At 59.3% G+C, this 13,432-nt stretch carries 11 protein-coding genes, 1 tRNA gene and 1 rRNA gene; 4 read left to right on the plus strand and 9 right to left on the minus strand.

Features of this window, described 5'->3' with window-relative positions; all coding sequences use genetic code 11:
- Positions 1 to 181: 181 nt before the first annotated feature.
- The 3 genes from rrf to ACMA5I_RS00015 all read left to right on the plus strand — a co-directional run bounded on the left by rrf (position 182) and on the right by ACMA5I_RS00015 (position 1,990).
- Positions 182 to 296, plus strand: a 5S ribosomal RNA gene (rrf, locus tag ACMA5I_RS00005).
- A 104-nt stretch (positions 297 to 400) separates the two neighbouring features.
- A tRNA-Met gene (locus tag ACMA5I_RS00010) sits at positions 401 to 477 on the plus strand.
- Positions 478 to 907: 430 nt separating this feature from the next.
- On the plus strand, positions 908 to 1,990 hold the full coding sequence (locus tag ACMA5I_RS00015; protein ID WP_525884165.1) for a LacI family DNA-binding transcriptional regulator: 1,083 nt from the start codon (positions 908 to 910) through the stop codon (positions 1,988 to 1,990).
- Here the strand turns inward: ACMA5I_RS00015 and ACMA5I_RS00020 are convergent.
- The 8 genes from ACMA5I_RS00020 to cyoA form a co-directional block, all read right to left on the minus strand.
- The gene (locus ACMA5I_RS00020; protein ID WP_525884166.1) at positions 1,942 to 2,394 is read right to left on the minus strand and encodes a universal stress protein; all 453 of its coding nucleotides are present in this window, start codon (positions 2,392 to 2,394) and stop codon (positions 1,942 to 1,944) included. The two genes, ACMA5I_RS00015 and ACMA5I_RS00020, sit on opposite strands and share 49 nt — an antisense overlap.
- Positions 2,395 to 2,406: 12 nt before the next feature.
- Positions 2,407 to 3,732 (minus strand): ABC transporter substrate-binding protein, encoded by a 1,326-nt coding sequence (locus ACMA5I_RS00025; protein WP_525884167.1) that lies wholly within the window; start codon positions 3,730 to 3,732, stop codon positions 2,407 to 2,409.
- Between the two features lie 16 nt (positions 3,733 to 3,748).
- The gene (locus ACMA5I_RS00030; protein ID WP_525884168.1) at positions 3,749 to 5,338 is read right to left on the minus strand and encodes a sodium:solute symporter; all 1,590 of its coding nucleotides are present in this window, start codon (positions 5,336 to 5,338) and stop codon (positions 3,749 to 3,751) included.
- A gap of 364 nt (positions 5,339 to 5,702) precedes the next feature.
- Positions 5,703 to 6,443: an SURF1 family protein gene (locus ACMA5I_RS00035; protein WP_525884169.1), complete on the minus strand. Its 741-nt coding sequence runs from the start codon at positions 6,441 to 6,443 to the stop codon at positions 5,703 to 5,705.
- The gene (gene cyoD / locus ACMA5I_RS00040) at positions 6,440 to 6,826 is read right to left on the minus strand and encodes a cytochrome o ubiquinol oxidase subunit IV (protein ID WP_525884170.1); all 387 of its coding nucleotides are present in this window, start codon (positions 6,824 to 6,826) and stop codon (positions 6,440 to 6,442) included. The genes ACMA5I_RS00035 and cyoD overlap by 4 nt, the downstream gene beginning before the upstream one ends.
- Positions 6,826 to 7,437: a cytochrome o ubiquinol oxidase subunit III gene (gene cyoC, locus ACMA5I_RS00045; RefSeq protein WP_525884171.1), complete on the minus strand. Its 612-nt coding sequence runs from the start codon at positions 7,435 to 7,437 to the stop codon at positions 6,826 to 6,828. The genes cyoD and cyoC overlap by 1 nt, the downstream gene beginning before the upstream one ends.
- 22 nt (positions 7,438 to 7,459) lie before the next feature.
- Positions 7,460 to 9,469, minus strand: coding sequence for a cytochrome o ubiquinol oxidase subunit I (gene cyoB, locus ACMA5I_RS00050; protein ID WP_525884172.1), 2,010 nt, complete (start codon positions 9,467 to 9,469; stop codon positions 7,460 to 7,462).
- Positions 9,470 to 9,480: 11 nt separating this feature from the next.
- Positions 9,481 to 10,524, minus strand: coding sequence for a ubiquinol oxidase subunit II (gene cyoA / locus ACMA5I_RS00055; protein ID WP_525884173.1), 1,044 nt, complete (start codon positions 10,522 to 10,524; stop codon positions 9,481 to 9,483).
- A 212-nt stretch (positions 10,525 to 10,736) separates the two neighbouring features.
- On the opposite strand from cyoA, the gene ACMA5I_RS00060 reads away from it, so the two are divergent.
- Positions 10,737 to 12,056 (plus strand): MFS transporter, encoded by a 1,320-nt coding sequence (locus ACMA5I_RS00060; protein WP_525884174.1) that lies wholly within the window; start codon positions 10,737 to 10,739, stop codon positions 12,054 to 12,056.
- Positions 12,057 to 12,118: 62 nt separating this feature from the next.
- Here the strand turns inward: ACMA5I_RS00060 and ACMA5I_RS00065 are convergent, their stop codons facing one another.
- A complete protein-coding gene (locus ACMA5I_RS00065) occupies positions 12,119 to 13,354 on the minus strand; it encodes a Hint domain-containing protein (RefSeq protein WP_525884175.1) in 1,236 nt (411 codons plus the stop codon).
- Positions 13,355 to 13,432 lie beyond the last annotated feature (78 nt).

The following is a 13,432-nucleotide window of genomic DNA, read 5'->3' on the forward strand; positions in this document are numbered from 1 at the left end:
GCACTCAGTTGACTGGTACTAATTGCCCGATCGGCTTGAACCGACCCGGAAGAGGCATGATGTTTCTTCAAGGGATACGAGACAGCCATCACTCAGATGAAACACTTATAAACCTTGGATAAGACATTCTCGTGTACCTGCCGCACCCCAAAAGGGGTCCGGCAGGGCAGTTTTTGACCGGTTTGGTGGACATAGCACGAGGTAAACACCCGATCCCATCCCGAACTCGGCCGTTAAGACCCGTAGCGCTGATGGTACTGCGTCTCAAGACGTGGGAGAGTAAGTCACCGCCAAACCTGACAAAAACTGCGAAAACGCTCTCAACACAATCTCAAAACCATATCCCGATACACCTAAACTTCGGGAAAACCCGACGACCGAAACAAATCGGCGTCACCAACGCGGGGTGGAGCAGCCCGGTAGCTCGTCAGGCTCATAACCTGAAGGTCGTAGGTTCAAATCCTACCCCCGCAACCAACTTAATTTACAAACATAACAGTGCATTACGGATAGACTGGAACGTAAGCGTTGCGAGTCCGTACCACGGCAGCGAAGCATTCGCATGCGTAGAGAATTGTCCGCGCGACAATGACGGGCTATGATCGGAAAATTTTTCGGATCGGAGCCGCTCACATGATTACTCTTTTAAAAGCCATGAAATATTCAAAGCCCAAAGCTTTTCGGCAAGGCCGTAATCGGTGCACACGATGCTATTTTGAAACTGTTTATTCAGATTGCGCGCCTAACGTTTGACATAGATCGATATGTGACCGAAAGCAGCATGATTAAGATACACTTTACCCTCTCAGACTGACCTAAATTATTGCCGATATGTACTTTAGATACTAATCCCCGATCTATCGTGAGAAACATGACCATCTGAAAGCAGAATGCGGAGTTGAAAAGAGTGACCTCCCTTAAGGAACTGAGTGAGCATCTTGGGTTGTCCCGGACGCAGGTGAGCCGGGCTATGAATGATTTTCCGGATGTCAGCGACAAGACGCGGAGGCGTGTGCGGGAGGCGGCGAAGGAGCTGGGGTATCGGCCCAATGTGCTGGCGCAGCGGCTGCGGTCGGGCAAGTCGGGCATTGTGGGGCTGGTCGTGCCGGAGCGCACGGAGCAGGAGGAGAGCAACATACTTCTGGAGGTGATGCTCGGCCTCGCGACGGCGTTCTGGAAGCGCGATATTCTGGTGGTTCTCAATGTGATGCCCGAGGGGGCGAAGACGGCGGAGGCCTATATCCGGCTGGCGCGGGATGGCGCGCTGGATGGTTTTATCGTGCTGAATCCGAACCTCGATGACGAGGGCTTTGCGACTTTGGGCAAGAATGCGGTGCCTTTTGTGACCCATGGGCGTCATGCCGAGATTTGCGATTATCCTTATGTCGATCTCGACAATCGGGCGACCGGGCGGATGCTGGCGGAGCATCTGACGGAGCTGGGACACCGGCGGATTGCTTTGATCGACGGGCCAGACACGCAGTTTTTCGCGCAAGAGCGGGAGGCGGGTGTACGTGAGGCGCTGGATGCGGTCGGCGGAACGTTGGAGGCGAAATATATCCGGCGCGGCATGATGACGGAGCAGCTTGGTGAAAATGCGATTGCGGCGCTGTTTGACCATTTGCCGGAGCCGCCGACTGCGGTGATTGCGGGCAATATGGTCGTGGCGACCGGCGCGATGCGGGCGCTGGAGGCGCGTGGTTTGCGGATCCCGGAAGATGTGTCCTTTGTTGCCCATAACGACGATCTGGCGCGCTATCCGCGTGAAAATCTGACGCCGCTTCCCGCGGGAACGCGCTCACCGTTCAAAGAGGCCTGGGGTCTGATGGTTGACGCGCTGATGAATGAGATCAACGACAAAAGAGGGGCCGAGAGCCAGACGGTTCTCAGCCCCGTTTTTGTGGAGGGTCTCAGCACGGCCGCGCCGAAACCTGATCTGGCTCACCTTGGATCCGGCTCACGGACGACGAGCACGGAGCAATGCGCGTGACGGACGATACTTTCGGCGTCATTGCCTAGGAGGATCCGCCGCATCGCTTCGCCGGAGCGGTTGCCGATCACGATGATCCCGACATCAAGCTCTTGGGCAAGCCGCATGGTTTCATCTGCCGGGCGGCCAAGGCGCAGGAAACTTTCCTTAATCTCGACGCCGCTTTGTCGGGCGCGGGCTTCTTCCGCGTCGAGGCGTTTCTGGGCCTCGGCCTTGATGCGGTCGAGTTGCGCGTCGGACAGGATGTCCGGATAGAGATAGCGCGAGATCAGCGAGACATGGAGGACATAGAGCTCCGAGCCAGTTTTCTCCGCCAGCTCGCCCGCCATGAGCATCGCCGTGTCGGACGGGCCGGAACCGTCGCTGGCCACCAAAATGCGCATGGGGAAATTGGGATTGGTCATTCTGCTTTTCCTTTAACCAGCATTGGTGACGATGCGCTGCAGCTCATCGGCGGTGCGGCGCACGGCCTCTTCGGGCTCCAGATCGCCGGTTAGCACGCGGTTGAACATGTTGGAGATACGCGGCGAGAGGTCGGAATAGATGACCGAGCTTGGCCGCGCGCGGGCCGTTTCGACGGCGCTGCGGCCGAGCGAGAGCATGGGGACGGCTCCGGTCAGCGCGTCGTCCTCGTAAAGCGCGCTGCGCACCGGGAGGAAGCCGCCTTGCTCGGCCATCGCGCGTTGCTGCGCCGGGTCGAGCGCATAGCGGATGAAGGCCCAGGCCGCATCGTCATTTGCACTGTCGGACGGGATCGCCATGTTCCAACCGCCGAGGCAGGCGAAGGAGGGCGCGCCGGCGCGGAGCGTGGGGATCGGGATGACGCCGACTTGCTCTTGTGAAATGCCGTTATAGCCCTCGGTGCCGATGACGCCGTAGGCGAAGGGCCAGTTGCGCATGAAGACGGCGCCTCCGGCGGCAAAGACCGCCAACGCGTCGCGTTCATTCCAGTTCGCGGCGGCTTCGGGGATGAGGCCGGAGGCGACCATTTCCCGCGCTTTGGCGAGACCGGCGATAGAGTCCGCGGAGTTCAGCACGATGATGTTGTCATCCACCATGTTCATGCCGAAGGTCCCGGCATTACTGGCTTGCGGCGACCATGCGCGGCCCCCGGCGGACCAGATGAATTCCAGCGCCGTGGCGGTGCCGCCTTCGTAGCGCGCGCCTTGCAGGACCAGCCCATGTTCCGGACCGCCGCCTTCGGTGATCTGCTGCGCGGCGGCGATCAACTCGTCCCATGTGCGGGGCGGCTCGATCCCGGCTTCTTCCAGCAAATCGCGCCGATAGTAGATCATCCCGGCATCGGTATACCACGGCACGGCCCAATAGCGGTTCTGCGCATAGGTCGCGGCGAGAGGGACGGGCAAGAACGCGTCGGGGTCCAGCTCCGCACGCAAACGGCGGGACACATCCTGCGTCCAGCCGCGCGCCGCGAGTTCCGCCGTCCAGATCACATCTGCGCCGAACACGTCGATTTCGCCCGCTTCGGCCTCGAATTCCGAAACGAGATAGCGGAAGAAATCGTCGGTATCCTCCGGCGCTTTGAGCCATTTGACCGCGATACCCTGCTCGTTGCTGGCGTTGAAGCCGTCGATCAGGGCCTGCACCGCCCCGGATTCGTCCGGGGCGAAGGCGAAGGTGATTTCCGTTGTTCCGCTTTGGGCGAGCAACGGCGGTGCGGCGAGGCTCGTCGCGGCCAGTCCGGCGGCGCTGCCCAGAAGTTGACGTCGTGTGAATTCCATGTCCGTCTCCCTTCCTTTACCAGTAGATGCCGACAATGAGTGCGGTGAGCCCGAGCAGCGCGATCGACTGGTAGCGATAGTTTTGCCACGCCGGCTTGCCCTTGAGGGCTTCGGTTTCCTCATGCCAGAGCGCGGGCGACCATGTGAGCGTGTCCTGCACTTCCTTGCTCGGCCCTTCGGTGAAGAGGCTCACCACGATCAGCATGAAGATGCTGAGGACGAAGGAGATGCCCGAAGCGTAGAGGAACTGGATCGAGAACACGTTGAACACCTCGTTCATCGCAAAGCCGATGATCCCGGCGCCGACCCCCACGCAGAGGGTGACGAAGGCGGCGGTTGCCGAGGTGTGTTTCCAGAAAATCGCCATGAGGAACACAGCCAGCACCGGTGGCACCATGTAGGACAGGATCGACTGAAGATACTGCCAGAGCGACGGGAAGTTGACGATTTGCGGCGCCCAGAGGACGGCGACGAGCGTCACGGCGGCGGTGGTGATCCGGCCGATCAACACGAGCGAGCGGTCCGAAATGCCGGGGCGCAGCGGGCGCACCAGATCCATCGTCATCAGCGTCGAGGACGAGTTGAGAATGGAGTCGACCGAGGAAGTGATCGCCGCGACCAGCGCCGCGAGGATCACGCCGCGCACCCCGATGGGCAGCAGATCGAAGGCTAGCATCGGGAAGGCCTGATCCGGGCTCGGCAGGTCGGGGTAGAGCGCGACGGCCATTGTCCCCGGCAGCACCATGATGAAGAGGATCGGCAGCTTCAGGAAGCCCGCAAAGAGTGCGCCCCAACGGCCATGATCGAGGTTTTTCGCCCCAAGGCAGCGCTGCACGATGAGCTGGTTGGTCATCCAGAAATAGGAGCCGATGATCAGCACGCCCGTGATGAGGCCGGGCCATGGGAGCGCCGGGTCCGACATGGGCTGGACGATATGCATCGCGCCCGCCGGGGCGGCTTCGCGCACCGCGTCCCAAGAGGGGATGGCGGCCCATGCGGCGAAAAAGATGATCGTTCCGCCGATGATCAGCACGACGGCCTGAATGGTGTCGGAGACCACAACCGCGCCGAGACCGCCGGTAACCGACAGAACGGCGGCGAGCAAAGCCAGCCCAAGAACGCCGACCCAAAGCGGCAGATCGGGGAAGAGCGTATTGACCACGAGGCCGCCCGCATAGAGCGCGCCCGCACAGTCGAGAAACACGCCGAGGATCAGGAGCATGATCGCGAAGAGATAGCGGGACCGCCGGTCATAGCGCCGCTCCAGAAACTCCGGCATCGTGAAGACCTTGGAGTTCAGGTAAAACGGCAGCACGAAGAGGATGAAGAACACGAGGATCACCGCGGCCATCCATTCGTAGGAATAGACCGAAATTCCCGAGTTATAGCCCGCCCCCGCAAGGCCCACGAAGGACGCGCCGGACATATTCGTTGCAAAGAGCGAGAAGCCGATCATTGGCCAGATGAAATTCCGCCCGCCGAGAAAGAAGCCATCCGCATCATTGGCTTGCCCGCGCACGAGCCAGATCGCCAAAACGCGGCTGAGAATGATATAGGCGACCAGAATTGTGAGATCGATCGCGGTGACCTGAAATTGTCCCGGCAAGTTGTCCTCCCTTGTGCACCGGCATGATGCCGTGGGAGGTGCATGGCCTCCCGCATTGCGCCGCTGCATCACCGTGGACAGGTCACATAACGCACTTGGTAAGGGGAAAAACAGATCGGCGTTACTTTATATCGTGATCTAGGGTTGCAAATCCAAACCGGTTTGGTCAAGCGATTCCAAAAGTGTAATTCGATATAATTGTAACTATTTATTATGGGTGTTCAGAGATTTCCGAAACTTCGGCGGATTTATAGATTGGGATTGAATTTCAATTGGATATGCGCGTGATGTGACGCGGGGTCACTTGGCGAGCGCTGGCGCTGCGATGATTTTGGTGGACAGTCGGGCGATTTCCGCCGCCGGATCAACCCCGCAAACGGCGCTCATGGCGGATGAGGATGCTGAGTCCGACGGCGACCATGATCGCGAGGCCGAACCATGTCAGCGCGTAGACGAGGTGGGCGTTGCGGAACTGGATCACGGTGAGCCCGCCCACCGGATAGCCACCGGGATTGGCGGTGTCATCCGCGTCGATGAAGATATTCGCCACGGCGCCGAGATCGCGCGCGGCAGCGAGGGCGTCAATGTCGCGGGAATACCAGCGGTCGTTTTCGGGGTCGTTGGACCGCAGAAATGCGCCCTCGGGTTCTGTCAGGCGTGCAAGGCCGGTGACGGTGACTTCGCCGTCGATCTGACCCTCGGCGCGTGTGGCGGGATCCACCCGTTCAGGCGGCACAAATCCGCGATTGATGAGGATGGTTTGTCCATCTGCCGTCTGGAGCGGTGTCAGCACCCAGAACCCGGCATCGAGTTCCGTGACCGCTTGCACGAAGGCCTCTTTTGAATGGTCGAAAACACCGGTTGCGGTGACGTGGCAATATTCCTGTTCGTCGGGCGGCAGGCCCGTGATCTCCTGCCAGTTCACCGCGGGCGCTTCGACGCGGGCATCGACGCGGGCGATCAGGTCGCGTTTCCACGCCAGCCGCTGCACTTGCCAGACACCGAGCGAGAGGAACCCGGCCAGCATCGCCACGCCCAGAACGAGAACCGCCGCCAACTGCAAGAGCGGTCGGCGGCGGGGCGTGTCCTCATCGGGATGCGTCAAGGGATGGACCGCTCTTCAATCGGCAGCTCTTCCTGCCCCATGCCCGGCATCATATTGGCGTCCATGTTGAACATGACCCAGATGGTCCCGGCGACGACGATGATGACCAGAATGAGCGTGAAGGCGATGGAGACGACGGACCAGCCGCTCTCCACCTTGGGCGACATATGAAGGAAATAGACCAGATGCACGCCCATCTGAAGAATTGCGCAGATAAGCACGATGATGGCCGTGGTGCGCGGCGAGACCACCCCACCGGACATCACCAGCGCAAAGGGAATGATCGTGAGAATCGCGGCTAGGATAAAGCCGGTGATGTAATCGCGCTTGGTGCCATGCGGGAACTGCGCGACATGCTCGTCGTGATGGTCATGCTTGCTCATCAGATCATCCCCATCAGGTAAATGAAGGTAAAGACGCCGATCCAGATCAGGTCGAGGAAGTGCCAGAAGAGTGACAGGCAGTTGATGCGCCGCTCATTGGCGGAGGTGAGCCCATGTTTGCGGACCTGCATGATCGTCACCGCCAGCCAGACAAGGCCGAAGGTCACGTGCAGACCGTGAGTGCCGACCAGTGTGAAGAAAGCCGAGAGGAAGGCGGAGCGCTGCGGGCCCGCGCCCTCATGGATGAGGTGATAGAACTCATACATCTCGATACAGAGGAAGGCGAAGCCGAAGCCCGCCGTGATCAGCAGCCATTTGATCATCCCCGCCTGATCCTTGGCATACATCCGCAGCATCGCGAAGCCGAAGGTGATCGAGGAGGTCAGCAGCATCGCCGTGTTGAGCGCGATCAGCGGCAGATCGAACAGCTCTTTCGGGCCGGGACCGCCGCCATAGCGCGAGCCGAGCACCGCATAGGTGGCAAACAGGATCGCGAAGATGAGACAGTCGCTCATCAGGTAGATCCAGAAGCCGAGCGGGGTGCTGTGGCCCTCCGGGTGATGCGGTTCCTCGTCGAGGTGATAGACGCGCTTATCCGTGCGTTCTGTCATGATCTCTGCGCTCATGGTTCTATTAAGCCCCGCTGCTCAGTGCCCGTGTGCGGGCCTCTTCGGTCGCCGTTACTTCGGCCTCCGGGATGTAGTAATCTCGATCATAGTTGAAGGTGTGCCAGATGATCGCCGCGAGAACCGCGATGAAGGACACCGCCACCAGCCACCAGATATGCCAGACCAAGGCAAAGCCAAGCACCACGCTGATGCCGGCGATGACCACGCCCATGCCGGAGTTTTTCGGCATATGGATCGGCAGGAAGCCGGATTTCGGACGCTCATAGCCGTTCGCTTTCATATCGGTCCAGGCGTCGATGTCGTAGACGACCGGGGTGAAGGCGAAGTTGTAATGCGGCGGCGGGGAGGAGGTCGCCCATTCGAGGGTGCGTCCATCCCATGGATCGCCGGTTTCGTCCTTCAGTTTCTCGCGATCCTTGATCGACATGAAGATCTGCATGACGAGGGCGAAGATCCCGATTGCGATCACGAACGCGCCGAGCGCTGCGATGGCGAACCAGATTTGCAGGGAGGGGTCCTCAAAAGTCCGCAGGCGACGGGTCACGCCCATCAGGCCCATCACATAGAGCGGGGTGAAGGCGAGCCAGAAGCCGATGGTCCAGCACCAGAAGCTGACATGACCCCAGAACTGGTTCATCTTGAAGCCGAAGGCTTTCGGCCACCAGTAGTTGATCCCCGCGAAGATGCCGTAAACCACGCCGCCGATGATCACGTTGTGGAAGTGGGCGACGAGGAAGAGCGAGTTGTGAACGATGAAGTCCGCCGGGGGAACCGCGAGCATCACGCCGGTCATGCCGCCGATCACGAAAGTCAGCATGAAGGCGACCGACCACATCATGGGCAGTTCGTAGCGGATATTGCCCTTATACATGGTGAAGAGCCAGTTGAAGATCTTCGCGCCGGTGGGGATCGAAATGATCATCGTCGCGATCCCGAAGAAGGCGTTTACCGATGCGCCGGAGCCCATGGTGAAGAAGTGGTGCAGCCAGACGATGTAGGACAGAATGGTGATACAGACCGTCGCATAAACCATCGAGTTATAGCCAAAGAGGCGCTTGCCGCAGAAGGTCGAGACCACTTCGGAGAAGATGCCGAAGGCCGGAAGGATGAGGATATAGACCTCCGGGTGGCCCCAGATCCAGATCAGGTTCACATAGAGCATCGGGTTGCCGCCGAGCTCATTGGTGAAGAAGTTGGTGCCCGCATAGCGGTCGAGCGCGAGCAGGGTCAGCGTCGCGGTCAGCACCGGGAAGGTCGCGACGATCAGGATGTTCGAGCAAAGTGCCGTCCATGTGAAGACCGGCATCCGCATCAGGGTCATGCCCGGCGCGCGCATTTTCAGGATCGTCACCAAAAGGTTGATCCCGGAGAGAGTCGTCCCGACCCCTGCGACCTGTAGGCCCCATATGTAATAATCGACGCCCTCTCGTGGTGAGGCGACCACACCGGAAAGCGGCGGGAAGGCCAGCCAGCCGGTCTGCGCAAATTCCCCGATGAAGAGCGAGATCATTACCAGGACCGCGCCGCCCACTGTCATCCAGAAGCTGAAATTGTTGAGGAAGGGGAAGGACACGTCCCGCGCGCCGATCTGAAGCGGCACCGCGAAGTTCATCAACCCGGTCACGAAAGGCATGGCCACGAAAAAAATCATGATCGTGCCGTGCGCCGTAAAGACCTGATCATAGTGGTGGGAGTTGAGATACCCTTCTGAGCCGCCAAAGGCCCAGACCTGTTGGATCCGCATCATGATCGCGTCGGCAAAGCCGCGCAGGAACATGATGAGCCCGAGGATCATATACATGACCCCGATTTTCTTGTGATCCACCGTGGTGAACCATTCTTTCCAGAGATAGCCCCAGAGGCGGTAATAGGTAACGGCCGCGACCACGGCGGTGCCGAGAATGACCACCCCGATGAAGGTCGCGACGACGACCGGCTCGGAGAGCGGGAGCTTGTCCCACGCCAAACGCCCGAAAAGAAATGTGCTATCCGTTGCGCTTACTTCAGTCGCCATGTCATCACCTGTCAGTTGGTGGTTTCCGCTTGATCATTCTCGGCAGCCGCCGGTGCGGCCATGTCCATATTATGACCGGAATGATCTTCCGCGGTATCATCGGAATGGGTGCCTTCGCCTTCGGCTTCGTCAATCGGCGTGCCGTAACCGTCGCTGTGCATATCGGCCATCATCATCTCGTCCATGCACATCTTGCCCGGCTCTACGCAGCGGTTGAGAATATCGTGGTAAAGCTCTTCGTCGCCGAGGGCGTAATAAATCGGGTCCACGTCCTCGCTTGGCTCCAGAAGCTCGCGATATTCGTCGCGGTCGAGCGTGTCGCCCGAGTTGCGGGCCTCATCGACCCACGCGTCGAAGTCCTCTTCCTGCATCCCGTGGAACTGGAAATCCATGTCAGAGAACCCGGCGCCGCTGTAATGCGAGGCCATGCCCTTATAGGTGCCTTCCTCGTTGATGACCGCGTGAAGCTGAGTCTGCATCGAAGGCATCGTGTAGATCATCCCGGCCAGCGTTGGCACGTAGAAGGCTGTCATCACCTCGGTCGCGGTCAACTCGAACCGGATCGGCCTATCCAGCGGCGCGGCGAGGTCATTGACCACCGCAATCTGCTGTTCGGGATAGATAAAGAGCCATTTCCAGTCCATCGAGACGACCTGAATGACCAGCGGCTCCTCATCATCCTCAACGCCTTGCGTCTCACTGTCGAGTGGCCGGTAAGGGTCCAGCTTATGGGTGCTGACCCATGTGAGCGCACCCAGCCAGATGATAATCACCAGAGGCGCCGCCCAGATCAAAAGTTCAAGCTGAGTAGAATGGTGGAAATCGGGGTCGTATTCCGCTTCGCGCTCTTCGTCCCCGGAACTGCGATAGCGGATGGCAAACATCACGGTCGCGACCATGACCGGCAGAACGATCACGAGAATCAGGGCGGTCGTAATCCAGAAAACATCACGCGTCTTGGCTGCAACATCGCCCGAAGGCGCCATCACCTCGGAATTACAGCCGGCAACCAACAAAAGAATCGCCGCTAAAACTGGATACCGCAATCGTTTCATATCGAAAACTCACAGTTCCTAGGCCGGATAATCTGTGCCGAGGCTTGATTGCCGCAACTGCCATCTGGCCGGTTGGCTAAAATCACGCGGTCAACAAAGCAAAATCGACCAGAATTGTCCATGGGATATTCCCAAATGACGTGCTAGTGTCGCTCTTGCATCCTAACCGTCGCTTTGCTTATGGATATATAGGATGTGAACGAGGTATGATCATGGTTTCAGCCGCAAAAACGCAATCTGCCAAGCCAAAACCCCACGTAAATCTGAGCGATCTCGCGATTGGGGTGATTATTGGGCGCACATCGGAGTTTTTCGACTTCTTCGTGTTCGCGATCGCGGCTGTGGTGGTGTTCCCCGAGTTCATCTTTTCCTTTGCCACACCGACAAATGGTGTCCTCTACGCCTTCGCCGTTCTGGCGCTGGGATTCGTGGCGCGGCCTGTGGGCACCTTCGTGTTCACGGAGGTCGACCGGCGCTTCGGGCGCGGCACCAAGCTGACCTCAGCGCTATTTTTGCTCGGCCTTTCCACCGTCGCGATCTCGTTCCTGCCAAGCTATGAGCAGGAAGGCTGGCTGACGGTTGCAAGCCTTTTGCTGTTCCGCATGGGGCAGGGCGCGGCGCTGGGCGGCGCGTGGGATGGCATGTCCTCGCTGCTCGCCATGAACGCGCCGGAAGGGAAAAAAGGCCGCTATGCAACGCTGCCGCAGCTTGGCGCGCCGATTGGCCTCATCCTTGCGGCGGGTCTCTTTATCTTTCTGCGGACCTCTCTGTCGGAAGAAGAATTCATTGCCTTCGGCTGGCGTTATCCGTTCTTCGTCGCCTTCGCCATCAACGTGGTCGCCCTCTTCGCGCGGTTGCGCCTTGTTGTCAGCGATGAGTTTGAAGAGCTGTTCTCCGACGCAGAACTCCGCCCGCGCATCAACCCAAGCCTCCTGCGGGAAGAGGCGGTGAACATCCTCGTCGGCACGTTCACCCCACTGGCGACGCTGGCACTCTTCCACATGGTCACCGTATTCCCGCTCGGCTGGGCGTATATCCACGCGCCGGAGAACATCATGGGTCTGCTCTGGATCGAGATCGTCGGCGCATTGTTTGGCCTTGGCGGGATCATCGCCTCCGGCTTTATCGCGGATCGCGTCGGCCGCCGGACACTCCTGCGCAATTGCGCCATCGGCATCGCGATTTTCGCCATCATCTCACCGCTGTTGCTCAGTCTCGGCCTGAGCGGCGAAGCGCTTTATGTGTTTATCGGCTTCTCGCTCTTGGGTCTGTCCTTCGGCCAGTCCTCCGGCGTTGCGGCCTCCGGTTTCGCGTTGAAAAATCGCTATACCGCGTCGAACCTGACGGCGGATCTCTCATGGATGTTCGGTGCTGGTTTTGCGCCCTTTGTGGCACTTTATCTCACCGAAACACTCGGGCTCTGGTCCTCGGGAGCGTATCTGCTCTCCGGCGCAATCTGCACCCTTGCGGCTCTGACGCTGTTCAGCCGGACGCAGGCGCAGAGGACGCGCGAGGACAGTTCCTGGCGCTAAGGCAAGCGGAGCGCCCGGTTGGGCGTTCCATCCCCGCAGTTTCGCATTGAACTAGTGCCCGTTTAGCAGGCGAGATGTGCGTCCGACCGCATCGGTTCTCTCGTCAGTTGCGAAGGTTTGCCGCCAGCACTCTCTACCAAAGCCTTCCGATTTTTGATCAGACGCGCGATCATCGCCACGCCTTTGCCGCGTGGGATGAATGCCCGCGCGGGCTGTATTCGGATCCCTTTCGCCGCATCTTTCGGCAACAGAATGTCGATCTCGCCCAACGCCTCGCCGGGGAGAGATTTGAGCGCTTCCTCACCCAGAAAAAGCGACTCGACAAGAATGTCGTCTGCGCAGAGAATTTCGTGGTTCTTGAGAAGGATATGCCAATACTCGACCGTTTCGACATTTTCATCAACCGAAACGCCCGGATGCTCCAGCAGCGCCTTTGCGGGGACCAGAACCTGCTCCGATCCGAACATCCGTTTCGCCACGGGCGAGTCGATTAGGATGCGGTGCTGCGGCGAGACGGTCAGCGCCCCGTGGTTTTGCGCGCCATAAAGCGTGTTCGCGGTGATGCGGATCGGTCGCCATTCGGGCCGCGCCTTCAACGCATCAAGAGACAAGACACGATGCCCGATCCAGAGAATTTCCTGCATCCCATGGTCGAGCGTCCAGACGAGATCGCCGGCTTGAAGCGTCTCCACCGGAGCCGCGCCGTCAGCGGTTTTGATCATCGCGCCGCGTGTGAAACAGACCGGCTGTTCGAAAGCGTCGTCAAACGAGGGCTGATAGATCCGTTCCCACAGGATGGCATCATGCTGGCCCAGCGTCAGTTCCGTGATGCGCGCGTTGTGCGCATTCATATAGGCTTGAATCGCCTCCGTCTCTTCGCCGTCCCAGAAATCGAGATAGGTTTCCCCCGTGGAGAGGGTGCGCGTGGCGACGTACACCTTCTGCGATGTGCCATCACTAAAGGTCAGCGTCGAGTTCTCAAAACCGTCGATATGGGTGAGATAGACGTAGTCGTCGGCAATGCCCTTGTAGTCGCTCCCTTCAACCGCGGCGATCTTGATATCGTTGTTGAAATGCTCCGCGGGGGCTTCCATGTAATCCGAGCCCTCAAGATGGTCGTCACCGTTGTTGTCATACCAAGTCGCGTGAGTGAAATACCCTTTAAAGGCACCCGGATCCGGTGTTTGGCCAGTGACATGCGGATCGATGACGAAGGTCAGCCCGTTCTGCGCGCTCGTCATTCCGTCCGTATTGAAATAATTCGTCGCAATGACGAAAGGATCTTTTATCTCTGGCATCTGCAAGTCGTCCTAAGCTGTTTGCGAGGACCTTAGGCAGGAAGCGTGAAGAAAAGATGTGCGGCGATAACTTGGCGC

The organism is Jujubicoccus corallicola, from assembly GCF_047345645.1.
Lineage (GTDB): Bacteria > Pseudomonadota > Alphaproteobacteria > Rhodobacterales > Rhodobacteraceae > JBLEFH01.

What these genes read in the sequence shown, in the direction of transcription:
- ACMA5I_RS00020 (WP_525884166.1), bottom strand. Translation starts at nt 2,394, where the DNA reads ATGACCAATCCCAATTTCCCCATGCGCATTTTGGTGGCCAGCGACGGT.
- ACMA5I_RS00025 (WP_525884167.1), bottom strand. Translation starts at nt 3,732, where the DNA reads ATGGAATTCACACGACGTCAACTTCTGGGCAGCGCCGCCGGACTGGCC.
- cyoD (WP_525884170.1), bottom strand. Translation starts at nt 6,826, where the DNA reads ATGAGCAAGCATGACCATCACGACGAGCATGTCGCGCAGTTCCCGCAT.
- cyoC (WP_525884171.1), bottom strand. Translation starts at nt 7,437, where the DNA reads ATGACAGAACGCACGGATAAGCGCGTCTATCACCTCGACGAGGAACCG.
- cyoB (WP_525884172.1), bottom strand. Translation starts at nt 9,469, where the DNA reads ATGGCGACTGAAGTAAGCGCAACGGATAGCACATTTCTTTTCGGGCGT.
- cyoA (WP_525884173.1), bottom strand. Translation starts at nt 10,524, where the DNA reads ATGAAACGATTGCGGTATCCAGTTTTAGCGGCGATTCTTTTGTTGGTT.
- ACMA5I_RS00060 (WP_525884174.1), top strand. Translation starts at nt 10,737, where the DNA reads ATGGTTTCAGCCGCAAAAACGCAATCTGCCAAGCCAAAACCCCACGTA.
- ACMA5I_RS00065 (WP_525884175.1), bottom strand. Translation starts at nt 13,354, where the DNA reads ATGCCAGAGATAAAAGATCCTTTCGTCATTGCGACGAATTATTTCAAT.